This window comes from Microbacterium sp. LWS13-1.2 (assembly GCF_040144835.1).
In the GTDB taxonomy this organism is placed as follows: Bacteria; Actinomycetota; Actinomycetes; order Actinomycetales; family Microbacteriaceae; genus Microbacterium.
This window is the reverse complement of record NZ_CP151632.1, coordinates 659,791-682,496: the sequence shown is the minus strand read 5'-3', so window position 1 is coordinate 682,496 and position 22,706 is coordinate 659,791. Positions and strand designations below refer to the sequence as shown.

22 protein-coding genes and 1 tRNA gene are annotated in these 22,706 nt (G+C 71.0%); 16 read left to right on the top strand and 7 right to left on the bottom strand.

Going from position 1 to position 22,706, the window contains the following annotated elements; genetic code table 11:
* Positions 1-18: 18 nt before the first annotated feature.
* Together MRBLWS13_RS03310 and MRBLWS13_RS03305 are read right to left on the bottom strand one after the other, a co-directional pair.
* On the bottom strand, positions 19-642 hold the full coding sequence (locus MRBLWS13_RS03310) for a histidine phosphatase family protein (protein ID WP_349427632.1): 624 nt from the start codon (positions 640-642) through the stop codon (positions 19-21).
* 38 nt (positions 643-680) lie between these two features.
* Complete coding sequence (locus MRBLWS13_RS03305) at positions 681-1,526, bottom strand: Sir2 family NAD-dependent protein deacetylase (RefSeq protein ID WP_349428971.1); 846 nt, start codon at positions 1,524-1,526, stop codon at positions 681-683.
* A gap of 90 nt (positions 1,527-1,616) precedes the next feature.
* Here MRBLWS13_RS03305 and MRBLWS13_RS03300 point away from each other — a divergent pair, with 90 nt between their 5' ends.
* Together MRBLWS13_RS03300 and MRBLWS13_RS03295 are read left to right on the top strand one after the other, a co-directional pair.
* The gene (locus MRBLWS13_RS03300; RefSeq protein ID WP_349427631.1) at positions 1,617-2,390 is read left to right on the top strand and encodes a methyltransferase domain-containing protein; all 774 of its coding nucleotides are present in this window, start codon (positions 1,617-1,619) and stop codon (positions 2,388-2,390) included.
* A gap of 29 nt (positions 2,391-2,419) precedes the next feature.
* Complete coding sequence (locus MRBLWS13_RS03295; protein WP_349427630.1) at positions 2,420-3,223, top strand: RNA methyltransferase; 804 nt, start codon at positions 2,420-2,422, stop codon at positions 3,221-3,223.
* A gap of 41 nt (positions 3,224-3,264) precedes the next feature.
* Here the strand turns inward: MRBLWS13_RS03295 and MRBLWS13_RS03290 are convergent, their stop codons facing one another.
* Both MRBLWS13_RS03290 and MRBLWS13_RS03285 read right to left on the bottom strand, forming a co-directional pair.
* On the bottom strand, positions 3,265-3,954 hold the full coding sequence (locus tag MRBLWS13_RS03290; protein WP_349427629.1) for an SDR family oxidoreductase: 690 nt from the start codon (positions 3,952-3,954) through the stop codon (positions 3,265-3,267).
* A 1-nt stretch (position 3,955) separates the two neighbouring features.
* Entirely contained in the window at positions 3,956-4,846 is an 891-nt protein-coding gene (locus tag MRBLWS13_RS03285; RefSeq protein WP_349427628.1) for an SGNH/GDSL hydrolase family protein, read from the bottom strand.
* A 227-nt stretch (positions 4,847-5,073) separates the two neighbouring features.
* Between MRBLWS13_RS03285 and MRBLWS13_RS03280 the strand changes: the two genes are divergently transcribed.
* From MRBLWS13_RS03280 to MRBLWS13_RS03270, 3 genes are all read left to right on the top strand, one after another.
* Positions 5,074-6,909 (top strand): DEAD/DEAH box helicase, encoded by a 1,836-nt coding sequence (locus MRBLWS13_RS03280; protein ID WP_349428970.1) that lies wholly within the window; start codon positions 5,074-5,076, stop codon positions 6,907-6,909.
* A 179-nt stretch (positions 6,910-7,088) separates the two neighbouring features.
* Positions 7,089-8,177, top strand: a complete 1,089-nt coding sequence (locus MRBLWS13_RS03275) for a VIT1/CCC1 family protein (RefSeq protein WP_349427627.1) — start codon at positions 7,089-7,091, stop codon at positions 8,175-8,177.
* 81 nt (positions 8,178-8,258) lie between these two features.
* Positions 8,259-8,343: transfer RNA gene (locus MRBLWS13_RS03270), tRNA-Leu, on the top strand.
* Positions 8,344-8,402: 59 nt separating this feature from the next.
* On the opposite strand, the gene MRBLWS13_RS03265 is transcribed toward MRBLWS13_RS03270, so the two are convergent.
* Together MRBLWS13_RS03265 and MRBLWS13_RS03260 are read right to left on the bottom strand one after the other, a co-directional pair.
* Positions 8,403-9,005: a response regulator transcription factor gene (locus MRBLWS13_RS03265; RefSeq protein ID WP_349427626.1), complete on the bottom strand. Its 603-nt coding sequence runs from the start codon at positions 9,003-9,005 to the stop codon at positions 8,403-8,405.
* Positions 9,002-10,213, bottom strand: coding sequence for a histidine kinase (locus tag MRBLWS13_RS03260; protein ID WP_349427625.1), 1,212 nt, complete (start codon positions 10,211-10,213; stop codon positions 9,002-9,004). Before MRBLWS13_RS03260 ends, MRBLWS13_RS03265 begins: the two co-directional genes overlap by 4 nt.
* 178 nt (positions 10,214-10,391) lie before the next feature.
* Here MRBLWS13_RS03260 and MRBLWS13_RS03255 point away from each other — a divergent pair, with 178 nt between their 5' ends.
* From MRBLWS13_RS03255 to MRBLWS13_RS03245, 3 genes are all read left to right on the top strand, one after another.
* Positions 10,392-10,934, top strand: a complete 543-nt coding sequence (locus MRBLWS13_RS03255) for a small multidrug efflux protein (protein ID WP_349427624.1) — start codon at positions 10,392-10,394, stop codon at positions 10,932-10,934.
* A gap of 87 nt (positions 10,935-11,021) precedes the next feature.
* Positions 11,022-12,323, top strand: a complete 1,302-nt coding sequence (locus MRBLWS13_RS03250) for a M20/M25/M40 family metallo-hydrolase (protein WP_349427623.1) — start codon at positions 11,022-11,024, stop codon at positions 12,321-12,323.
* A 58-nt stretch (positions 12,324-12,381) separates the two neighbouring features.
* Positions 12,382-13,203 carry an undecaprenyl-diphosphate phosphatase gene (locus tag MRBLWS13_RS03245; RefSeq protein ID WP_308867361.1) on the top strand — a complete coding sequence of 274 codons (822 nt, stop codon included), beginning with the start codon at positions 12,382-12,384 and terminating at the stop codon, positions 13,201-13,203.
* Positions 13,204-13,343: 140 nt separating this feature from the next.
* Here MRBLWS13_RS03245 and MRBLWS13_RS03240 read toward each other — a convergent pair whose 3' ends face one another.
* A complete protein-coding gene (locus MRBLWS13_RS03240) occupies positions 13,344-14,219 on the bottom strand; it encodes a PAC2 family protein (RefSeq protein WP_349427622.1) in 876 nt (291 codons plus the stop codon).
* A 91-nt stretch (positions 14,220-14,310) separates the two neighbouring features.
* Here MRBLWS13_RS03240 and MRBLWS13_RS03235 point away from each other — a divergent pair, with 91 nt between their 5' ends.
* From MRBLWS13_RS03235 to MRBLWS13_RS03200, 8 genes are all read left to right on the top strand, one after another.
* The gene (locus tag MRBLWS13_RS03235) at positions 14,311-15,018 is read left to right on the top strand and encodes an HAD family phosphatase (RefSeq protein ID WP_349427621.1); all 708 of its coding nucleotides are present in this window, start codon (positions 14,311-14,313) and stop codon (positions 15,016-15,018) included.
* Entirely contained in the window at positions 15,015-16,040 is a 1,026-nt protein-coding gene (locus tag MRBLWS13_RS03230) for a tRNA (adenine-N1)-methyltransferase (RefSeq protein WP_349427620.1), read from the top strand. The genes MRBLWS13_RS03235 and MRBLWS13_RS03230 overlap by 4 nt, the downstream gene beginning before the upstream one ends.
* Before the next feature lie 9 nt (positions 16,041-16,049).
* Entirely contained in the window at positions 16,050-17,015 is a 966-nt protein-coding gene (locus tag MRBLWS13_RS03225) for an FKBP-type peptidyl-prolyl cis-trans isomerase (RefSeq protein WP_349427619.1), read from the top strand.
* Positions 17,016-17,059: 44 nt separating this feature from the next.
* Positions 17,060-18,076 (top strand): WYL domain-containing protein, encoded by a 1,017-nt coding sequence (locus MRBLWS13_RS03220; protein ID WP_349427618.1) that lies wholly within the window; start codon positions 17,060-17,062, stop codon positions 18,074-18,076.
* Complete coding sequence (locus MRBLWS13_RS03215) at positions 18,073-19,035, top strand: WYL domain-containing protein (RefSeq protein ID WP_349427617.1); 963 nt, start codon at positions 18,073-18,075, stop codon at positions 19,033-19,035. The genes MRBLWS13_RS03220 and MRBLWS13_RS03215 overlap by 4 nt, the downstream gene beginning before the upstream one ends.
* 67 nt (positions 19,036-19,102) lie before the next feature.
* Positions 19,103-19,348: a Sec-independent protein translocase subunit TatA gene (gene tatA, locus MRBLWS13_RS03210; protein WP_349427616.1), complete on the top strand. Its 246-nt coding sequence runs from the start codon at positions 19,103-19,105 to the stop codon at positions 19,346-19,348.
* Between the two features lie 66 nt (positions 19,349-19,414).
* Positions 19,415-20,176, top strand: coding sequence for a twin-arginine translocase subunit TatC (tatC, locus tag MRBLWS13_RS03205; RefSeq protein ID WP_308867689.1), 762 nt, complete (start codon positions 19,415-19,417; stop codon positions 20,174-20,176).
* Entirely contained in the window at positions 20,173-22,695 is a 2,523-nt protein-coding gene (locus MRBLWS13_RS03200; RefSeq protein ID WP_349427615.1) for a DEAD/DEAH box helicase, read from the top strand. Before tatC ends, MRBLWS13_RS03200 begins: the two co-directional genes overlap by 4 nt.
* The last annotated feature ends 11 nt before the right edge of the window (positions 22,696-22,706 follow it).

Here is a 22,706-nt window from a genome sequence, read left to right as displayed (position 1 = left end):
GTCGCGACGCCGTCGGCGTCAGACCGCGAGACCCGCGTAGGCGATGAGCCGCAGGTGGTCGCGCTCGTAGACGAAGTCGTGCGTCGACCCGTTGGCGAGGCGTTCGCCCGCCGGCGGCAGCTCGCCGGCCGTGGCGTGGCGGAGCAGCTCCCGGATCAGCGCGCCGTGACTCACGACGATGAGGTTCGCGGCCCCAGGCGCCGTCTCGCGGCGATGATCGCGGACCACGCGGCCGAGAGCCGCGATGCCCCGCCTGCGCAGGTCCGGCCACGGCTCGGCTCCGGGAACCTCGGCGCTGTGCCAGTCGCCCCAGCGGGTGCGGAACTCCTCCACGTCGATGCCCTCTGCCTCTCCGTACGAGCGCTCGCGCAGTCCGCGATAGGTCCGCGGTGCGGCGAGGTCCAGTTCGGCGGCGATGATCTCGGCCGTCTCGCGGGCACGGGCGAGATCGCTCGAGACGATCGTCGCCGGCACGACCCCCGCCCGTCGATCAACACCGCCGAGGCGCTCGCGCAGCACGGCCGCGGTGGCGCGGGCCTGCGAGCGGCCCGTGTCGTTGAGGGGGATGTCGGTCGCACCCTGGATCCGCCGATCGCGGTTCCAGTCGGTCTCGCCGTGGCGGATCAGGGTGAGAGCGGTCATGCGACGACCCTACCCGGGCCGCCTGAACGCGAGATGCGTCAGGCGAGGGACGGGAGGCCGTCGGCCAGTGCCCGGAGGACCTCACTCGTGCCGGCGTCGATCTTGACCGACGCTCGGGCGTCGGCCCGGGTGACGCCGCGGTTCACGATCACGACCGGCAGGCGCCGGCGGCGCGCACGCTCGAGGAGTCGGATGCCGGAGTTCACGACGAGCGAGGAACCGGCGATGAGGAGGGCTCCGCTCGTGTGTACCAGCTGTTCGGCTTCCCGGAACTTCTCTGCCGGGATGAACTCTCCGAAGAAGACGACGTCGGGCTTCAGCATCCCGCCGCACACGCTGCAGGCCGGGATGCGGAATCCTTCGGTGCTCTCGGGGAGCACGTCGCCGTCAGGCCCCAGCGCGACGTTCTCGGGGACGCGGATCCACGGATTGTCGTCTTCGACGCGGCGGGCGAGGTCGCGGCGGTCGAACACCTGCCCGCAGTGCGTGCAGAAGATGCGGCGCATCGTGCCGTGCAGCTCCACCACGCGCCGGCTGCCGGCCCGGACGTGAAGGCCGTCGACATTCTGCGTGACGACACCGGTGGCGAGTCCGCGCGCCTCGAGGCCGGCGATCGCCCGATGACCGGGGTTGGGCTCGGCCGCCGCGAACGCCTTCCAGCCGAGGTGGCTGCCCACCCAGTACCGCCGCCGAGAGGTGTCGCTGGAGAGGAACTGCTCGACCGTCATTGGCGTCCGAACCGGTGCGCCCGCGCCGCGATAGTCGGGGATGCCGGAATCCGTGGAGACGCCGGCGCCGGTCAGCACCGCGATGCGGCGGCCCGAGAGCGTGGCGATCGCCTCAGCCACGGCATCCGTCGTCCGGGCGTCCAGTCCGGGCGAAATCGTCGTCACGGCGCACCCCCTTCGCGTCGAGTGTAGGCCTCTCGGTTTTCCGGGATGTTACGGCGGCCCCCCGCGTGCCAGGATGAGCGCGTGGGCAGCTTCGGCGGTGTCAGCGCGGAGTCATACGCGCGGTTCATGGGCCGCTTCTCTGCGCCGCTGGCCGTGTCGTTCGCCACGGTGGGGCTCGAAGGCGTGCACCCCGGGACACGTGTGCTGGACGTCGGCTGCGGACCGGGCATGCTCACGCTCGAGCTCGCGCGACGCCGGGGAGCGGCGGCAGTGAGCGCGGTGGATCCCGAGCCGGTGTTCGCAGCGGCGACCGCCGAGGCCTGCCCCGGCGCGGATGTGCGCGTGGCCGCCGCCGAGGACCTCCCGTTCGGCGACGGGGAGTTCGGGGCAGCGCTCGCGCAGCTCGTCGTGCACTTCATGACCGATCCGGTGCGGGGCGTCGGTCAGATGGCGCGCGTGACCGCCGTCGGCGGACGTGTCTCGGCGTGCGTGTGGGATCACGCCGGGGGCGGTGGGCCCCTCTCGGACTTCTGGCGCATCGCGCGCCGTCTCGACGCCGGTGTACGCGGCGAGGCTTCCCTCAGCGGTGCCGCCGAAGGACAGCTGGTCGAGATCTTCGAGCGCGCGGGCCTCGGGGACGTGACGCAGACGGTCGTCGAGAGCACCGTGGCGCTGCGCGGCTTCGACGACTGGTGGCAGCCTTTCCTCCTCGGCGTCGGGCCGGCGGGGCGTTATGTCGCGACACTCGATGCGGTCGGCGTGGCCCGGCTGGAGCGCGCCCTGCGCGAGGAGCTCGGCGACGGGCCCTTCGCGGTGACGGCTCGGGCCTGGACGGCGGTCGGCACGCGCGTCTGAGCCGTCGGCGCGTGCGACGATGGGACCCGATGCACGCGATCCACATCACCGACGCCGCGGATGAACGACTCGCGGACTACCGCGATCTCACCGATGTCGCGCTCCGGCGCGTGCTCGAGCCCGAAGGCGGCCTGTACATCGCCGAGTCCGCCAAGGTCATCGCGCGCGCGCTCCGGGCGGGGCATCGCCCGCGATCGGTGCTCGTGCAGGAGAAGTGGCTCGGCGATATCGAGCAGGTGCTCGCCGACACAGCGGTGCCGGTCTACGTCGTCGCTCCGGAGATCGCCGAAGCCCTCACCGGCTACGCCGTGCACCGGGGCGCCCTCGCGTCGATGCATCGGCCGGAGCTGCCGACCGTCGCCGAGGTTGTCGCCGGCGCACGGCTCGTCGTCGTGCTCGAGGACATCGTCGACCACACCAATGTCGGCGCCATCTTCCGCGCGGCCGCCGGGCTCGGCGCCGATGCGGTGCTCGTCAGCCCGCGCTGCGCCGACCCGCTGTACCGGCGCAGTGTGCGGGTGAGCATGGGGACGGTGTTCCAGGTGCCGTGGACGAGGCTGCCCGAGTGGAGAGAAGCGGGTGCCGTGCTGCACGAGTCCGGGTTCACGCTCGCAGCCCTCGCGCTCGCCCACGACGCCGTCGCGCTCGACGAGTTCAGCGCTCGGCGGCCCGAGCGGGTCGCGCTGATGCTGGGCGCTGAGGGGAACGGCCTGTCCCGCAGCGCGCTCCAGGTCGCCGACACGGTCGTCACGATTCCGATGACCGCGGGCGTGGACTCGCTCAACGTGGCTGCGGCGAGCGCGGTCGCGCTGTGGGAGCTGCGGACGCGCTGACCTGCGTCGCGCCGAGGTCACGCCGGCGGGGCGGCGTCCGCTCAGGCGCCCGGGCGGATCGTCAGCTCGGTGAGGTCCGCATCCCGTGGCAGATCCAGCGCTGCGAGGATCGCGGAGACGACCGACGCCGGCTCGATCCACTGGGAGGCGTCATAATCCGCGCCCTCCTGCTGGTGCACCTTCTCCTGCATGGGCGTCGCCGTGCGTCCCGGGTACACCGTCGTCACGCGCACGCCGTGGGCGCGCTCCTCCTCACGGAGCGCATCGGCGATGGCGCGGACCGCGAACTTGCTCGCGGCGTACGAGCTCCATTCGGGACTCACCCGCAGCCCGGCGCCCGAGTTCACGAATACCACGCGCCCGCGCGCGGCGCGCAGGGCGGGAAGCATCAGCCGCGTCAGCTCGGCGGGCGAGACGGCGTTCACGTTCAGCTGATGCTGCCAGGTCGCGACGGGCGTCTCGCCGACGGCGCCGAGCTCGACGACGCCGGCCACGTGGATCAGCGAGTCGAGCTGCGGCGGCACGCTCTGGTGACTGAACGCCCACGACAGGCGTGCCGGGTCGGAGAGGTCGCCCACGAGAGTCTGCGCGTCGGGAAAGCGTTCGCGCAGCTGTACGGCGCGACCGGCATCGCGCACGAGCAGCCAGAGGTCGTCACCGCGCTCGGCGAGCCGCTCGGCGAGCGCCGCACCGATCCCGGATCCCGCTCCGGTGACGAGATGGGTCGCCACCTCAGACCTCCTCGGGGCGGTCCGCGAGGTCCGCGTCGCCCGTGGGCGCCGAACGGGAACCCTGCTGCCCGGGCGCCAGCGTGATGACCGGCAGCGGGTCGGGGCGCTTGGCCGTCACATGATCGCCCGACGACTGGTGACGCACGCGCCGCAGCACCCACGGCACCAAGTACTCCCGCGCCCACACCAGGTCGACCGCGCGCGCCTCGCGCCACGTGCGGAGGGGGAGCGGGTCGGGCTGCATCGGCTGCAGGTCGTTCGGGACGTTCAGCGCCCGCAGCACCATGCGCGCCACCTCGTGATGGCCGAGGGTGTTGTAGTGCAGACGGTCGTCATCGAAGAAGCGCATGTCCTGCACCTCTTTCAGCGCCCACTGGTCCGCCACGATGCAGTCGTACCGGTCGGCTATCGCACGGATGTTCTCGTTGTAGATGGCGACCTTGCCCCGGATACCGCGGAAGACCGGCGTGAACGCGGTGTCGATGCCCGTGAAGACGACCACCGTGGCGTGGTCGCGCGAGAGCCGCACGACGGCGTCCTCGAAGAGTTGCGCGACCCGGTCGGGGTCGCCGTTCGGGCGGATGACGTCGTTGCCGCCCGCCGAGAACGTCACGAGGTCGGGCTTGAGGGCGATGGCCGGCTCCACCTGTTCGTGGACGATCTGCGAGATGAGGCGCCCGCGGACGGCGAGATTGGCGTACGCGAAGTCGTCCACCTGCTCCGACAGCACCTCGGCGACCCGGTCCGCCCACCCCCGGACGCCGTTCGGCGCCGCCGGCTCGCGATCGCCCACCCCCTCGGTGAACGAGTCGCCCAGGGCGACATAGCGCCGCCAGGGGTGCGTCTCGGCGTTCTCGGCGTAGGGAGCGCGGGGATCTTCTGTCGTGGGCATCCGTCTTCCGTTCCTCGGCTCGTGACCGAGAATCAGGCTACCCCCGGTCGCCGACCCTCGATGTCGTGCCGGTCGTCTATCGTGGTGACTCGTTGTCTACGGGGGAGGTGCATTCGGTGACGGACGAAACGACGATCGAAGCGCACGTCGCGTCCCCCTCGACCCCGATCGCCGATCCGCACAGCGCCGATCCGCACAGCGCCGAGCCGCACAGCGCCGAGCCGCACATCGCCGAGCCGCACATCGGCAGCTTCGCAGCCGAGCACCTGTCGCCGACCTACCCGCAGCGCGCACCGTGGGGCACCGCCCAGCGCCTGCGTGCTTGGCAGGCCGAGGCGCTCGACCTGTACTTCGGGATGGACGGCCCCGACGGACCCGGCGGCGGTCCGCGCGACTTCCTCGCGGCGGCGACGCCGGGCGCCGGCAAGACGACGTTCGCCCTGCGCCTGGCGAGCGAGCTCCTGCGGCGCCGCATCGTCAACCGCGTCGTCGTGGTCGCGCCGACCGAGCACCTCAAGACCCAGTGGGCGGATGCCGCGGCCCGCGTCGGCATCCGCCTCGACCCCGCCTTCAGCAACCGTCACGTCGCCCCGGCACGCCAGTACCACGGCGTCGCCGTGACGTACGCGCAGGTCGCGGTGAAGGCATCCGTCCATCAGCGTCTGACGATGGACGCGCGCACGCTGGTGATCCTCGACGAGGTGCACCATGGCGGCGACGCGCTGAGCTGGGGCGACGCGCTGCGCGAGGCCTACGCACGCGCGACCCGGCGTCTGCTCCTCAGCGGAACACCGTTCCGCAGCGACACCGCGCCGATCCCGTTCGTCGAGTACCACCCTGATCCCAAGGGCATCCGGGTCTCGCGCAGCGACTACGCGTACGGCTACCGCCGCGCGCTCGAGGACGGCGTGGTCCGCCCTGTGATCTTCCTCGTGTACGCGGGCCACATGCGGTGGCGCACCAAGACCGGCGACGAGATGGAGGCGCATCTCGGGCAGGACAACACCAAGGACATCACCTCGCAGGCCTGGCGCACCGCGCTCGACCCGGAGGGCGACTGGATTCCCGCGGTACTCCGATCGGCCGACCGGCGCCTCACCGAAGTGCGCGAGCACGTGCCGGATGCCGGCGGACTGGTGATCGCGACGGACCAGACCGCCGCGCGCGCGTACGCCGCGATCCTGCGCGAGATCAGCGGCGAGGCTCCGACGGTGGTGCTGTCGGACGAGGCCGAGGCGTCGAGCCGCATCGAGGAGTTCTCCGCCTCGACGAGCCGGTGGATGGTCGCTGTGCGGATGGTGTCGGAAGGCGTGGACGTGCCCCGCCTCGCCGTCGGCGTCTACGCCACGAGCGCGTCGACTCCGCTCTTCTTCGCCCAGGCGATCGGCCGCTTCGTGCGCGCCCGCCGCCGTGGCGAGACCGCGAGCGTGTTCCTTCCCAACGTGCCGCAGCTGCTCGGCCTCGCCAACGAGATGGAGCGGCATCGCGATCACGCGCTCGACCGCGACAGTGCCGGCGAGGACGAATGGAACGCCGAAGAAGACCTGATGGACGCGGCCGAGCGCGAAGACAAGGCGTCGGACGCGCTCACCGAGGAGTTCACGTACCAGGCGCTCGGCTCGCTCGCACACTTCGACCGGGTGCTGTTCGACGGCAAGGAGTTCGGTCAGCTCGCCGTTCCCGGCACGCCCGAGGAGGAGGAGTTCCTGGGCATCCCCGGCCTGCTCGAACCCGAACACGTGCACGAGCTGCTCATGCAGCGGCAGTCCCGCCAGACCCGCCACCGCCACGCCCGTGAAGCGCATGATCGCCAGGCTGAGCAGGCGGGGTCGGAAGGCGCTCCGGAGCAGCCCGCTCTGCCTCAGGCCCTGCACCGCACACTCAAGGAGCAGCGGCAGCTGCTCAACAGCCTCGTCGGCCTCTATGCCCGCCAGACCGGCGAGGCGCACGGGCTGGTGCACGCCGAGCTGCGGCGCATCTGCGGCGGCCCCGCGGTGTCGCACGCCACTGTCGCGCAGCTGCAGTCGCGGATCGACGTGCTGCGCAAGCGCGTCCGCTCCTGACGCGGGCGCCCGCCCGCACCACCAGCCCCATCCCGGGTGGACCCGTGCCGAGCGCGCGTGCACGGGCCGATCACGCAGCCGTTCGGAGCCCCGAAATGCTGGCAATCCTCGATTTCGGCGCGGACGCCCTCGGAACGATGGCTAGCGTTGACGGGTCCCGCACCTCGACTGGAGGCTCCGTGAGCACGCCCGCCGCACCCACCGATCGCGATCGGCGCCGCTGGGCGACGTATCTCGTCAACGAGCGCGCCGAGGCACGCGTGTACCGCGAGCTCGCGGGTCGGCGCACCGGCGAGGAGCGCGAGATCCTCCTCGCGCTCGCCGAGGCGGAGGGCCGCCACGAGGCGCACTGGCTCGGGCTGCTGGGGGCGGAGCCCGCCCGGCTGCCGCGACCCGACGTGCGCACGCGACTGCTCGGCTGGATGGCGAAGAGTTTCGGGTCGATCTTCGTGCTGGCCCTCGCGCAGAACGCCGAGGCGCGCTCGCCGTACGACGACGAGCCGTTCGCGACCGCCACGATGGCGGCGGACGAGAAGGTGCACCACGAGGTCGTGCGCGGCCTCGCCGCGCGCGGCCGCCGCCGTCTGTCGGGGACCTTCCGGGCGGCGGTCTTCGGCGCGAACGACGGCCTGGTGTCGAACCTCGCCCTCGTGATGGGCATCGGAGCGACCGGCGTATCGAGCCAGTTCGTGCTCTTCAGCGGCATCGCCGGCCTCCTCGCGGGCGCGTTGTCGATGGGCGCGGGCGAGTTCGTCTCGGTGCGGTCGCAGCGCGAGCTCCTGGCCGCCGCCGAACCGAGCGACTTCGCCGACAGCGGGATCCCGCATCTCGACATCGACGCCAACGAGCTGGCGCTCGTGTACCGGACGCGCGGGATGCCGGAGGCCGAAGCATTCGCTCGCGCGAGGCGCGTCGTGGAGGCGGCGCGGTCCGCCGGGCGGGGCAGCGCGGACACCGGGCCGATCGTCGTCGCCGATCACGGCGAGGTCGTCGGCAGCGCGTGGGCCGCGGCGGTGTCGAGCTTCCTCTTCTTCGCGTCCGGCGCGATCATCCCGGTGCTGCCCTGGATCTTCGGGCTCTCGGGCCTCGCCGCCGTCATTGTCGCGCTGGTGCTCGTCGGAATCGCTCTCATGTCGACCGGCGCAGCGGTGGGCCTGCTGTCAGGCGCTCCGCCGCTCCGCCGGGCGCTGCGGCAGCTGGCCATCGGATTCGGCGCCGCCGCCGTCACGTACCTCCTCGGGCTGCTCTTCGGCGTCTCGATGGGGTGACGCGCCCGGGTGCCGAGCGATTCGTTGAACCTCGGGTGACGTGGTAATGTCATTCCTCGGTTGCGAAACCGGAAACCACTTGCGCGGGTGGCGGAATAGGTAGACGCGCTAGCTTGAGGTGCTAGTGCCCGTATAGGGCGTGGGGGTTCAAGTCCCCCCTCGCGCACAGAACGACGAAGGCCCCCGAACGGGGGCCTTCGTCGTTGCGGAGGCGCGCCGGCCGGTTCAGATCCAGCCGCGCTCCTCGGCGAGCAGGACGGCCTGCTGGCGCGTGCTCACGGCGAGCTTGCTCAGCACCGCCGACACGTGGTTGCGCACGGTTCCGGGCGCGAGCGAGAGCGTGCGAGCGATCTGCCCGGTGGTCTCTCCGCGCCGTCCGGCGCGCAGAACGTCGAGTTCGCGGTCGGTCAGCGGGCAGCGTTCGTCGCTCAGCGCGTCGGCGGCGACCTCGGGGTCGACGTAGCGTCCGCCGGCCGCGACTCGTCGGATGACCTCCGCCACCTCGTCGGCCCCGCGAGACTTGGGGATGAACCCCGACACGCCCGACGCAAGTGCTCGCCGCAGTACGCCGGGGCGCGCGTGCCGCGTCACCACGATGCAGCGCGTGGCGACGCTGCGCGTCACCCGTGCGGCGACCTCGACGCCGTCCAGGCCCGGCATCTCGAGATCGAGCAGGCAGACGTCGGGGGAGAGGCGCAGTGCTGCGCTCACCGCTTCGTCTCCGTCGGCGCACTCCGCGACGACCTCGATGTCGGGCTCGAGGCGCAGGAGGGCGGCCAGAGCGGAGCGGATCATCGCCTCGTCGTCCGCGAGAAGCACCCGGATCACCGGGACTCCTCCGTCGACACAGGGACGCGCACGGCGACGGCGAACTCCTGCGGGCGGCGCCGTATCTCGACGGACCCGCCGCCGTCCTCGACCCGACGGCCGATCCCCTCCAGCCCCGCGCCGTCGGCACTGGGCGAGGCATCCGCGGCATCGTTCTCGATCTCGTAGCGCCAGGCGTCCGCGTCGCGCGTCAGCGAGAGGCGCGCCCACCGGCCGCCACCGTGGCGCAGCGCGTTGGTGGTGGTCTCACGGATGACGGGACCGAGAACGGATGCCGGAGCCCGGTCCGCGTCAGCATGCACCGTCACCTGCACCGACGTGCCCGCCGCGCGCAGCAGATCTGCGGCGTTCGCGATCTCGACCGTCAAGGGCACGGAGCGGAAGCGCAGAGCGAGGTCTCGCGTGCCCTGGCGCGCCTCGTCGACGCTCTGCCGCGCGGCCCGCAGTTGGGTGAGGGCCGCATCCGGATCGTTCGGCATGAGGCGTTCGGCGAGTTCCAGCTGGAGTGCGATCACCTGCAGGTGGTGACCCTGAAGGTCGTGGACGTCGGTGGCGACGCGCAGCCGCTCCTGCGTCGCTGCGAGGCGGGACTCGGAGGCGCGGGCGCGGTCGACTGTCATGAGAACGTCCCACCACCACAGCGACAACACCGTCATGCCGGGGAGAGTGACGGAGAAGAACCCGAGCAGCCACCAGGTCGAGCTCGCGTCGGGAGGCATGGTCGCACGGCTGTCGACGAACCACAGGGCGGCGAGGAGCGCCGTCGCGGCGATCACGGCGCGCCCCCGGACTCCAGCCGGCCAGTTGAGGAGCACCAGGGCCTGGATGAGCGGAAGGACGCCCATCAGCCACAGCCCCGACACCAGACCCGCGAGCAGACCGAAGCACCCGGCGACCAGCAGCGGCGCGAGCGCCCTCGGCCACCGCGCGAGCGGACTCTGCTCGGTCCGCTGCCGGTAGTCGTGCAGCAGGAGGAACGTCGAGAGCCACCACACGAGCCCGCTGAGGCCGACCGTCGCCACCGTGGCGGCAGCTCGGCCCGCCTCGACGAGCGCGCCGGTCCAGACGACCACGATCATGAACTCCAGGAACACGACCGCCGAAACGGTGTACCACCAGGTAGCGGTGATCCCGCGCGACAGGCGCAGCCGTCCGTGTCGTTGCGCCGCCGTCTCGGTGTCCGCCGCCGGCACGGGGGAGGTGCTCATGGGTCCCACCCTAGGTCCATGACACATGTCATGGCCGGGGCGTGCGAACCGTCCGGAAAGCGGTGACAGCCCGGCACTTCCGGCATCCGCGGTGCGCCGATGGACTGGTCTTGCGACGGAGGAACCCCGGGCACCGTCGCCATCAGGATCGGCCCGCATCGACCATCAGGAGCACATCATGAGTCTCGTCGACACCTTCCAGGACCTCGTCGCCCAGGTGCCCGACCTCGTCCAGCCGCTCATCGTCGCCGCAGCGGGCGCCGTCCCGTTCATCGAGGGCGAGGGCGCGGCCGTGATCGGAATCATCGGCGGCATCCATCCTGCGATCGCCGCCGCGGCCGGCATCGTCGGCAATTTCGTGTGCGTCACCGTGCTCGTGCTGCTGACGGCGCGGACACGCTCGGCGGTCGTCACACGCACCCGCACGCGCCGGCTCGTCGCGGCCGGTGGAGGCTATATCGCCGACGTCTCGTCGCCTCCCGTCGGCGATGAGCGCGGTTCGGCGCGCAAGGCCAAGTTCCAGCGGGCGCTCGAGCGCTACGGCGTTCCCGGCGTCAGCCTGCTCGGACCGCTGCTGCTGCCCACACAGTTCACGGCGACGATGCTCGCCGGTGCGGGCGTGAAGACCGCACGCATCCTCTTCTGGCAGGGCCTGGCGATCGTCGCGTGGACGACCCTGCTGACGTTCGTCGTGGGTGGCGCGATGTATGTCGTGCACTGAGCGGCGACGCGCGAGGTGGTTTCGGGGCGGCGCGACAGGCGACCGCCCGGAAGCGCGTCGGTCACACGGTCGGGTAGGTTTGTCCGCATGCCCTCACCCGATCTCGGCCTCCCCGAAGTCGCTTCGGTGGCACGGGATCTGATCCGCTTCGACACGACGAACCACGGTGGCGGGCGCGCCGCGGGGGAGCGCGAGGCCGCGGAGTACGTCGGCGCGTACCTGTCGGACCTCGGACTGGCCCCGGAGTACTACGAGCCGATCCCGCGCCGCACCAACGTCATGGCGCGCGTGCCGGGGCGCAATCGCGACAAGCCGGCGCTCGTGCTGCACGGCCACCTCGACGTCGTCCCGGCCATCGCCGAGCACTGGAGCGTCGACCCGTTCGAGGGCGTCGTCCGCGACGGGATGCTGTGGGGCCGCGGTGCGGTGGACATGAAGGACATGGATGCCATGATCCTGACCTCGGTCGCCGACATCCTCCGCTCCGGCGGGCAGCCGGAGCGGGACCTCGTGCTGGCGTTCTTCGCCGACGAAGAGAACGGCGGCGTCGAGGGGTCCGCGCTCGTCGTCGAGGACCGCCCAGGCTGGTTCGAGGGTGCGACGGAGGCGATCAGCGAGGTGGGCGGCTACTCCATCCCGCTCGGTGATCGTCACGCGTACCTCCTCCAGGTGGGGGAGAAGGCCCTGGTGTGGATCCGGCTCGTCGCCCGCGGCCGCGCGGCCCACGGCTCCAGCTTCCACTCCGACAACGCGGTGACACGCCTCGCCGAGGCCGTCGCGGCCCTCGGCCGCACCGCGTGGCCGGTGACGCTCACCGACACCACCCGCGAGATGACCGCGCGACTGGCGGAGCTCACGGGCCAGCCCGCCGGTGACCCCGACGCTGTCGCGGCTGCTGCGGGTGCGGCATCCGGATTCCTCCGCTCGACGCTGCGCACCACGACGAATCCGACCGGACTGATCGCCGGCTACAAGCACAATGTGATCCCCGACCGCGCCGAGGCGCTGGTCGACGTCCGCGTGCTGCCCGGCACCGAGCAGGCCGCCCTCGCCGACATCCGCCGCATCGTCGGCGACGGCGTGGACGTCGAGGTGGTCCACCAGGATATCGGTCTCGAGGTCCCGTTCTCGGGAGACCTCGTCGACGCGATGGTGGCGGCGCTGGGCCGCCACGACCCCGGCGCGCCGGTCGTGCCGTACCTCATGGGCGGCGGCACCGACAACAAGGCACTGGCCGCGCTCGGCATCTCGGGCTACGGCTTCGCCCCGCTCCGCCTCCCGGCCGATCTCGACTTCACCGGCATGTTCCACGGCGTCGACGAGCGCGTCCCGATCGACGCGCTGGTCTTCGGCCAAGCTGTGCTCACCGACCTGCTCCGCACCTACTGAAGTCCCCGTCGGGCGCCGCGACTGCGCGGCATCCGTCAGGCCCGTCTGAAAGGCGCCCATGCTTCTCGAAGCGATCATCCTCGGCTTCGTCCAGGGACTGACCGAATTCCTGCCGATCTCCTCGAGCGCCCACCTGCGCATCCTCGGCGAGTTCCTGCCGTCGGCGCAGGATCCCGGCGCCGCGTTCACCGCGATCACGCAGATCGGCACGGAGGCTGCGGTCGTGGTGTTCTTCTGGCGCGACATCGTGAGGATCATCGGACACTGGTTCCGCGCCCTGTTCGGCCGGATCCCGCGCAACGACCCCGACGCGAAACTCGGCTGGCTCATCATCATCGGCAGCATCCCGATCGTCGTGCTCGGTCTTCTCTTCCAGGACCAGATCGAGACCGTGCTGCGGTCGCTGTGGATCACCGCCGGCATGCTGATCTTCTTCGGCGTGCTGCTCGGTATCGCCGATCACGTCGGAGCCAAGAAGCGCAAGCTCCAGGACATCACGATCGGCCACGGCGTGATCTACGGCTTCGCCCAGTCGCTCGCGCTCATCCCCGGCGTGTCGCGGTCGGGCGGCACCATCACGGCCGGTCTCTTCATGGGATACGAGCGCGCGGCCGCCGCCCGCTACGCGTTCCTGCTCGCGATCCCCGCCGTGTTCGGCAGCGGCTTCTTCCAGCTCTTCAAGAGCCTCGACGAGCCGGGCGTGTTCACGCTCGGCGAGACCGCCGTGGCGACGGGCGTCGCGTTCATCGTGGCGCTGGGAGTGATCGCGTTCTTCATGAGCTGGATCTCCAAGCACAGCTTCCTGCCGTTCGTGGTGTACCGCGTCGCGTTGGGCTCGCTGCTCCTCGTACTGCTCAGCATGGGCGTCATCAACCCCTGACCTTCAGTCCGTCGTCGAGCGAGCTTGCGAGACGAAACGTCGCCGATCCGCGCTGATCGTGAGTCCGTGGCGTTTCGTCTCGCTCGTTCCTCGCTCGCTCAACGACCCGGCCTCAGCGACCGCGCGACGGACGATGCCGCTCAGCGGCGCGGGTCGTCGCGGCCGGGCTTGCTGGGGCCGTCGCCCGGCTTTCCGTCGGTGCGGCGCAGATAGCGCTCGAACTCCTGTGCGATCGCATCGCCCGACGCCTCGGGGGAGTCCCATGTGTCGCGCGTGCGCTCGAGCTGGTGGATGTACTCCGTCATCTCCTCGTCGTCGGCCGCGGCCGCGTCGATGGAGGCCTCCCAGGCCGCCGCCTCGGTGGCCAGATCGCCGCGGGGGACCGGCGCGCCGGTGAGGTCTTCGAGCTTGTCGAGGAGCGCGAGCGTCGCCTTGGGCGACGGCGTGTGTCCGGCGACGTAATGCGGGACGCTCGCCCACAGGCTGGCCGTCGGGATGCCGGCGCGCTCCGCCGCGTCGCCGAGCACGCTCAGGATGCCGACGGGCCCCTCGTACGAGCTACGCTCCAGCTCGAGGGCACCGCGCAGGTTCTCGTTGTCGCTGCCCGCGAAGACGGAGATCGGGCGCGTGTGCGGCACGTCCGACATCATGGAGCCGATCGCGACGAAGCCCGTGATGTCCTCCCGCAGCGCCATGTCGATGAACTCGGACGAGAAGGCCTGCCACGCGCGGGCCGGCTCGACTCCCGTGAGCAGCCACAGCTGCGTGCCGCGGGTCGTGCGTGCCGGGCGCAGCAGCGAGGCCTCCGGCCAGCGGAGCGTGCGTCGTCCGTCGCCGTCCGCGGCGATGTGCGGGCGCGTGTACTGGTAGTCGAAGTAGAGCTCGGGATCCACCGAGAAGACGGTCTCGTACGATCCGCCCTCGCGCAGTTGCGTGATGGCGGACGACGCGGCTTCGCCAGCGTCGTTCCATCCATCGAATGCGGCGACGAGAACACGACGACCCAGTCCGTCCACGGGACCCCCTCCGCCCGCATCGTCCGCGGGCTCCATCCAGGATATGCCCCCCTCTCCACGGAGGGCCGGAGCCCTCTCGTAGGATTGCACGGTGAATGAGCCCCGCCTCTCGGCCGTCCTGTGGGATATGGACGGCACCCTCGTCGACACCGAGCCGTACTGGATGGCGGCGGAGACGCCGCTCATCGAGAGCTTCGGCGGGACGTGGTCGCACGAGCAGGCGCTCGGCCTGGTGGGCCTCGGACTTGAGGATTCCGCGCGCATCCTGCAGGGGACCGGGGTGCGCATGAGCACCGACGCCATCATCGATCACCTCACCGACGACGTCATGGGCCAGCTGAACGTCACCGGGGTGCCGTTCCGTCCCGGCGCGCGCGAGCTGCTCGCGGACCTTCGCGATGCCGGCATCAAGACGGGCCTGGTGACGATGTCGATGCGGCGCATGGCGCAGACGGTCGTCGACCTCATCGACTTCGAGGCGTTCGACGTCGTGATCGCGGGCGACGACGCGACGCGCCCGAAGCCCTTCCCCGACCCGTACCTGCAGGCGTGCGAGGTACTGGGCGTCGCTCCGCACGAGACGGTGGCGATCGAGGACTCCCCGAACGGCCTGCGTTCGGCCGTGGCCTCCGGCGCCGCCGTGATCGGCGTGCCGCTCATGGTCTCGCTCACCGGCGCCGGCGCGCACATCCTCTGGGACACGCTCGACGGACGCACCGCCGACGACGTCATCGCCTTCCACGCGGCGCACCGCGCACGCGTCCACGCCTCCGACCCGGCCGAGGAGATCGCCCGATGACCGACAACCTCGCCGCCGCCGAACGACCGAGTGGTCCCTTCCGCCTCGGTGACCGCGTCCAGCTCACCGGTCCCAAGGGCCGGCTCCACACCATCACGCTGCGCGCGGACGGCGAGCTGCACACGCACCACGGCGTCCTCAAGCACACGCAGCTGATCGGCCAGCCGGACGGGTCCGTCGTCGCCAACAGCGGCGGCCACGAGTACCTCGCGCTGCGGCCGCTGCTGCGGGACTTCGTGATGTCGATGCCGCGCGGCGCCGCCATCGTCTACCCGAAGGATGCCGCCCAGATCCTCGCCGAGGCCGACATCTTCCCGGGCGCCACCGTGGTCGAGGCCGGGGTCGGATCGGGAGCCCTGTCACTGTGGCTCCTGCGGGCGATCGGCGGCTACGGACGCCTGGTGTCGTTCGAGCGCCGTGACGACTTCGCCGCCGTCGCCCGCGCGAACGTCGAGACTTTCATCGGCGAGGTCCCCGCGAACTGGGACGTGGTCGTCGGAGACCTGGCCGAGGAGCTCACCGACACCGTGGCTCCGGCATCCGTCGACCGCATCGTCCTCGACATGCTGGCGCCGTGGGAATGCATCGACGTCGTCGCCGAGGCCCTCACGCCCGGCGGCGTCGTCGTCTGCTACGTCGCGACCGCGACGCAGCTGAGCCGCGTCGCGGAGTACATCCGCGGCACCGGCCTGTTCACCGAGCCCGACGCGAACGAGACGATGGTGCGCGGCTGGCACGTCGAAGGCCTCGCCGTGCGTCCTGACCACCGCATGGTCGCGCACACGGGCTTCCTGATCTGGGCGCGCCGCCTGGCACCCGGCGCCATCGCACCGGAGGTCAAGCGCCGGGCCTCGAAGTCCAGTTACGGCGACGAGGACGTCGAGCTGTGGACGCCGGGCGCGGTCGGCGACCGGCAGATCACCGACAAGAACCTGCGCAAGCGCGTCCGCGAGGCCGAGCGCGCGGCGGAGGGCGCCCGTCAGGCGTCGGGACGCGCGGGCGAGCCCGACGGCACCGCCTAGACTGTTGCGGTGCGCAAGATCCCCGCTGCCCTCGCCGTCCTGGGACTGGTGACCGTCGGCCTGGCCGGATGCTCGATGCCCGGCTCGTCGTCAGACTGCTCCCGTCCTGCCGTGTCCGACGCCGACGTCATGGACCTCATCGAAGTCACCGGCGACACCGAGGACCAGCCCGAGGTCGACGTGTACACGCCGCTGCACGCGCCGCACCTCGCCTTCGAGGACGTCGTCTCGGGCGACGGCACGCCGATCACCGCGCAGAACCAGCTCATGGTGGTCGACGTCGCGCTCTTCAGCGGTACGACCGGTGAGCCGATCGTGGCGACCGCGTACGACGGCGACCTGTCGCGCGTCTCGTCGCCGGATCAGTGGACGACGAACTTCCCCGGCTTCGAAGAGTCCCTGCAGTGCGCCACCGAGGGCTCGCGCGTCGCAGTCGCGATGTCGCCGGACGACATGTCGCCCGACGTCTCGGTCGGCTTCGGCCTGGACGAGGAGGACACCGTCGTGGCGGTGATCGACCTGCGCAAGGTGTATCTCCCCGCCGCCGACGGGCAGAACCAGTTCAACAGCGGCTTCGGCCTGCCCACCGTCGTGCGTGCGCCCGACGGCCAGCCGGGCCTGATCATCCCCGACGGCGCCCCGCCCACCGACCTCGTCGTCCAGACCCTGAAGAAGGGCACCGGAGAGACGGTGACCGGCGACCAGCCGGTGCGCGTCCACTACAGCGGTGTCGTCTGGGGCGAGGACGAGACGTTCGACAGCACATGGGGCGATCAGCCCGCGTCGGTCACGGCCGACGCGGTCGTCCCCGGTTTCGCGAAGGCGCTCGAGGGCCAGAGCGTCGGCTCGCAGGTGCTGGTCGTCGTCCCGCCCGACCAGGGCTACGGCGACGACGCCAACGGCGCCGTCCCGCCCGGCTCGACGCTCGTCTACGTCATCGACATCCTCGGCGTCGACGTCCCGCCGGCGGAGTGACCGGGTTCCGCGACCCGGGTCGCGGGCTGCCCTAAGATAGGCGGGTGCCTGCCACTGCCGCCGCGAAGATCCCGCCCGAGGAGCGCCTTGTCAACCTCGTGGTGGCCCTCATCGCGACCGACCAGGGGCTGACGAAGGACACGATCCTGACCTCGGTCGCCGGCTACCGCGAGCAGAGCGAGGCGGGCGCGTCGAAAGACGCGCTCGAGAAGATGTTCGAGCGCGACAAGGAGTCGCTGCGCGGCCTCGGCGTGCCGATCGAGACGATCGGCGACTGGGCCGATCCCGACGACCTGCGCGAGGCGCGCTATCGCGTGCCGAGCGCCGAGTACGAGCTGCCCGAGGACATCGAGTTCACCCCGGCCGAGCAGGCGCTCCTCACACTTGCCGGAGGCGTGTGGAGCCAGAGCTCGATGTCGGACGATGCCCGCAGCGGTCTGCGGAAGATCCGCGCGCTCGGCGACCTCGTCGACGAGCCCATCATCGGATTCTCGCCGCGCCTCAGCATGCACGATCCCGCCTTCCCGGGGCTGCAGCAGGCGATCGAGTCGAGCCGCGTCGTCACCTTCCCGTACCTCAAGCCGGGGGAGGAGGCTCCTCGCACGCGCCGGGTGCAGCCCCTGGCCCTCATCGAGTACGAGGGCCGCTGGCACGTGTTCGGCATCGATCTCGACGTGCGGGCCGATCGCACGTTCCTCCTCCAGCGGATCGTCGGGCCCGTCACCCTCGCACGCGCCTCGTTCGACCCGGCCTTGCGCGAGGGCGCAGGAGAGCGGGCGCTGGCCGGCCTCGACGAGGTCGCCGCCCGGAACTCGGCCCTCCTCGAGGTCAACCCCGGCACCGAGGCCGCGCTCCGGCTCGCCCGCCGGGCGCAGCCTGCCGAGCAGGGCATCCGCGTGCCGTACGTCGACGCCCACATCTTCGCCGACGAGCTCGCCTCCTACGGACCCGAGGTGCGTGTCGTCGCTCCGGCGGAGCTGCGGGACCGCGTGATCGACCGCCTCGCGGCCACACGCGACCTGCACGAGGCAGCGTCGACCAACGCGAGGAGCCAGTCATGACGGCGCGCAGGCCACTGGTGGCGACGGACCGCGCCGCCCTCATGCTGCAACTCGTGCCGTACCTCATCGGCAAGGGCGAGGTCTCGCTCGCCGAGGCCGCCGACGAGTTCGACGTCGCGCCCGAGCAGATGCGGTCGATGGTCGAGAAGCTGACGGTCATCGGCCTTCCCGGCGACCGGGGCTACTGGCAGATGTCGAACGACCTGTTCGACATCGATTGGGACCTCCTCGACGAACGCGACCTGATCGTCATCACGAACTCGGTCGGCCTGGAGCGGTCGCCGAAGCTGACGGCCCGCGAAGCCGCCGCGCTGCTCGCGGGTCTGCAGCTGGCGCGTTCCATCCCGGGCGTGGGCGACACCGAGCTCTACTCAGGGCTGCTGGCCAAGCTGGCACGCGGAGCGTCCGCCACGCCGGCAGAGGTGATCCTGGCTCCTGAGCCGGTCGACGCCGTGCGCGACCTCGTCGCCGACGCGCTGCGTCGCGGCGTCGCCGTCTCGTTCACCTACAAGGCGCCCGACGCCGCACCCACGACCCGCACCGTCGATCCGGTCAAGGTGCACATCGCGAGCGGGCAGTGGTATCTGCAGGGCTGGTGCCATCTGCGCGAGGCGATGCGCACCTTCCACCTGGACCGCGTCAGCGACCTCGAGCTCACCAGCATCCCCAGCACGCACGCGGGAGAGCAGGCGCCCGACTGGTTCGACACCGACGCCGGTGACATCGTCGCCCGCATCCGCTTCCCCGAAGAGGTCGCACCACTGCTCGGCGACTACCTCGACCGCGCGACGCTCGAGACCTCCGGCGGCGTCACGATCGCCACCATGCGGGTCGCCGACGAACTGAGCCTGCGCCGTCTCGCGGCACGCCGCGGAGGCGCCGTCGAGGTGCTCGAGCCCGCCGGCGCGCGCAAGGCTGTGGCAGAGTGGGCTGAAGCCGGCTTGGCGCAATACCGCTGAGGGCGACTCCGAGTCATCGTCACAGGGTTACACTGGAGCCACATCCGCACCGACAAGGAGACTCCGTATGGGCGCATTCGGATGGCCGCATCTTCTGATCATCCTCGCGGTGATCCTGCTCCTCTTCGGGGCTGCAAAGCTGCCGGCTCTCGCCAAGAGCCTCGGTCAGTCCGCCCGGGTGTTCAAGGGTGAGATGAAGGCGATGAAGGAGGACGACTCCTCGGCCAAGTCCAAGGCCGAGAACGTGTCGTCGGATGCTCCGAAGGCCGATACTCCGGCGAGCTCGAGCAGCACCGCAGACCCGTCCTCCTGACCCGGCGTGGTCACCACGGATCCACCGCGCATCGAGGAGCCCGAGCAGCCTCGGCGCGATAAGCGGATGTCCCTCGGCGGGCATCTGCGCGAGCTGCGGAAGCGATTCTTCATCGCGGCGGCCGGTCTCGTCGTCGGCATGGTGGTCGCGTTCCTCATCAGCGGCTGGGTGATCGATCTGCTCTCGCAGCCGATCGTGGAGATCGCGGGGGAGCGGGGCGACCAGTACATCGCCCTGAACTTCACGACCGTCTCGAGCGGCTTCGATCTGCACATGCGCATCGCCTTTGCGATCGGCCTTCTCATCTCGGCGCCGGTGTGGCTGTGGCAGATCTGGGCGTTCATCATGCCCGGGCTCACGCGCAAGGAGGTCCAGTACACCGTCGGCTTCCTGGCCGCGGCGATCCCGCTCTTCATGGCGGGCCTCTACGTCGGCTGGCTGATCATGCCGCACATGGTCGTGCTGATGTCGAACTTCGTGCCGAACGACCAGGGCATCGCGCAGTTCTACGACTACGCCACGTATTACGACTTCGTCTTCAAGCTGCTGCTCGTGATCGGCGTGTCCTTCGTGACTCCGGTGTTCCTCGTCGCCCTCAACCTCGCGGGCGTGGTGTCGGGCCGCGACATCCTCAAGGGCTGGCGCGTCGCGATCATCATCATCACCGTCTTCGCCGCCGCGGCGACTCCCGCCGCCGATGTCACCTCGATGCTGCTTCTCGCGGGGATCCTGTGCGTGCTGTACTTCGCCGCGGTCGGGCTGTCCATGCTCTTCGACCGCCGCAAGGCGAAGCGCGCGGCCACGCTCCTCCCGCCCGAGGCGCCGTGAGCGACCCCGCTCCTGCCGAGCGCTATGCACGAGCGAGCGAGACCGCTCGGCTCGATCGCACCCACCCCCTCACCGCCGCGTTCGCGGCGTCCCAGCGATTCACCCTCGACCCATTCCAGATCGAGGGATGCCGCTCGCTCGAGGACGGCCGGAGCGTCCTGGTCGCCGCGCCCACCGGCGCGGGCAAGACGATCGTCGGCGAGTTCGCCGTGCATCTGGCGATGCAGACGCCCGGCGACAAGGCGTTCTACACGACGCCGATGAAGGCGCTGTCGAACCAGAAGTTCCGGGAGCTCCAGGACGTCTACGGCGCCGATGAGGTCGGTCTTCTCACCGGCGACACGAACATCAACGGCAACGCGCGCATCGTCGTCATGACGACCGAGGTGCTGCGCAACATGCTCTATGCCGACTCTCCGGCGCTGCGCGGCCTCCGGTACGTGGTGATGGACGAGGTGCACTACCTCGCCGACCGGTTCCGTGGCGCCGTGTGGGAAGAGGTCATCATCCACCTCGCGCCCAGCGTGCGACTGGTGTCGCTGTCGGCGACGGTGTCGAACGCCGAGGAGTTCGGCGACTGGCTCGACACCGTGCGCGGCGACACCGAGGTGATCGTCTCCGAGACCCGCCCGGTGCCCCTCGAACAGCACGTGCTGGTGCGGGGGGACCTCCTGCCCCTGTTCGACGACCGCGCCGGCATCGCGACGGCGCAGGTCAACCAGGAGCTCATGCGCATCCGGTCGTTCAAGGGGCCGAACTTCGAGAACAACAGGCGCGCGCAGCAGCTGCGCAGCGGCGACCGCGGTGAACGCGCTCACTACGCGGGCGGCGGGTACGAGGCATCCCGCCGTCGTCCGAGCCGGGGCGGGACGCGACCGGTGCGCTCGGCGAACGTGCAGCGCATCGAGCGCCTCGATCGCCCGGACGTCGTCGAGCTGCTGTCGCGGGCGAACCTGCTGCCGGCGATCTTCTTCATCTTCAGCCGCGTGGGCTGCGACGCAGCCGTGCAGCAGGTCCGGCGTGCCGGCGTGCGCCTGACGTCGCACGAGGAACGACGCGAGATCCGCGCCGTGATCGAAGAGCGCACCCGCACCCTTCTCGAGGAGGATCTCGCCGTCCTGGGCTTCTGGGAGTGGCGCGAGAACCTCGAGCGGGGTGTCGCCTCCCACCATGCGGGTCTGCTGCCGGCCTTCAAAGAGGTGGTCGAGGAGCTCTTCCAGCGCAAGCTCGTGAAGGTGGTGTTCGCGACCGAGACCCTCGCACTCGGCATCAACATGCCCGCCCGCACCGTGGTCCTCGAGAAGCTCGAGAAGTTCAACGGCGAGGCGCGCGTCGCGATCACGTCGGGGGAGTACACGCAACTCACCGGGCGGGCGGGGCGTCGCGGCATCGACGTCGAGGGCCACGCCGTGATCCAGTGGACCGAGGCGCTCGACCCGCAGGCGGTCGCCGCCCTGGCGTCGCGGCGCACGTATCCGCTGAACTCCAGCTTCCGACCGACCTACAACATGGCCGTCAACCTCATCGACCAGTTCGGCCGGGCGCGGGCGCGCGAGATCCTCGAGTCGTCGTTCGCCCAGTTCCAGGCGGACCGCGCGGTGGTGGGCCTTGCCCGCCAGGTCCGCGAGCAGGAGGAATCGCTCGCGGGATACGAGAAGGCGATGACGTGCGACCGGGGCGACTTCGCGGAGTACTCGGGCATCCGCCGCGAGCTGAGCGATCTCGAGAAGGTGAACCGCAAGGATGTCAGCGCCGCGCGGCGCACGCGCGACGAGCGGCAGCGCCAGATCTCGAGTCTGCGCAAGCGCATGCAGCGGCATCCGTGTCATCAGTGCCCCGACCGCGAGCACCACGCCCGCTGGGCCGAGCGCTACTGGAAGCTCAAGCGCGAGATCGACAAGATGCGGCGCCAGATCGACACCCGCACCGGAACAGTGGCGCGGATCTTCGACCGCGTCGTCGACGTGCTGGGGGCACTCGAATACGTGGCGATCGCCGACGACGGAGTCACGACGCTCACTCCTGCCGGACGTACGATGCGGCGCATCTACGGGGAGCGCGACCTGCTGGTCGCCGAGTCGCTGCGCCGCGGGATCTGGAAGGACCTGGATGCCGCGTCCCTCGCCGCTCTCGCCTGCTCGCTGGTCTACGAGCCGCGCCGCGACGACGCCGGGCCGGGGGAGCGCGGACTGCCGCGCGGAGCGTTCCGGTCCGCCTTCGAGGCGACGACGTCGCTGTGGCAGGAACTCGACGATCTCGAGCGCGAGCACCGGCTCCCAGGATCCGAGCCCGTCTCTGCGGGCCTGGCGCAGGCGATGCACACGTGGGCGCGCGGCGGCATGCTCGATCGCGTGCTGACCGAGGCCGATATGGCGGCGGGCGACTTCGTCCGCTGGGCGAAGCAGACGATCGACCTGCTCGACCAGCTGTCGATCGTCGCCGACCAGCCGATAGCCGGCACCGCCCGCAAGGCGCTGGATGCCGTCCGCCGCGGCATCGTCGCCTATTCGGCCGTCTGACCCCGCGGCCG

What these genes read in the sequence shown, in the direction of transcription:
- MRBLWS13_RS03310 (WP_349427632.1), bottom strand. Translation starts at nt 642, where the DNA reads ATGACCGCTCTCACCCTGATCCGCCACGGCGAGACCGACTGGAACCGC.
- MRBLWS13_RS03295 (WP_349427630.1), top strand. Translation starts at nt 2,420, where the DNA reads ATGCACGCGATCCACATCACCGACGCCGCGGATGAACGACTCGCGGAC.
- MRBLWS13_RS03285 (WP_349427628.1), bottom strand. Translation starts at nt 4,846, where the DNA reads ATGCCCACGACAGAAGATCCCCGCGCTCCCTACGCCGAGAACGCCGAG.
- MRBLWS13_RS03260 (WP_349427625.1), bottom strand. Translation starts at nt 10,213, where the DNA reads ATGAGCACCTCCCCCGTGCCGGCGGCGGACACCGAGACGGCGGCGCAA.
- MRBLWS13_RS03255 (WP_349427624.1), top strand. Translation starts at nt 10,392, where the DNA reads ATGAGTCTCGTCGACACCTTCCAGGACCTCGTCGCCCAGGTGCCCGAC.
- MRBLWS13_RS03250 (WP_349427623.1), top strand. Translation starts at nt 11,022, where the DNA reads ATGCCCTCACCCGATCTCGGCCTCCCCGAAGTCGCTTCGGTGGCACGG.
- MRBLWS13_RS03245 (WP_308867361.1), top strand. Translation starts at nt 12,382, where the DNA reads ATGCTTCTCGAAGCGATCATCCTCGGCTTCGTCCAGGGACTGACCGAA.
- MRBLWS13_RS03230 (WP_349427620.1), top strand. Translation starts at nt 15,015, where the DNA reads ATGACCGACAACCTCGCCGCCGCCGAACGACCGAGTGGTCCCTTCCGC.
- MRBLWS13_RS03215 (WP_349427617.1), top strand. Translation starts at nt 18,073, where the DNA reads ATGACGGCGCGCAGGCCACTGGTGGCGACGGACCGCGCCGCCCTCATG.
- tatA (WP_349427616.1), top strand. Translation starts at nt 19,103, where the DNA reads ATGGGCGCATTCGGATGGCCGCATCTTCTGATCATCCTCGCGGTGATC.
- tatC (WP_308867689.1), top strand. Translation starts at nt 19,415, where the DNA reads ATGTCCCTCGGCGGGCATCTGCGCGAGCTGCGGAAGCGATTCTTCATC.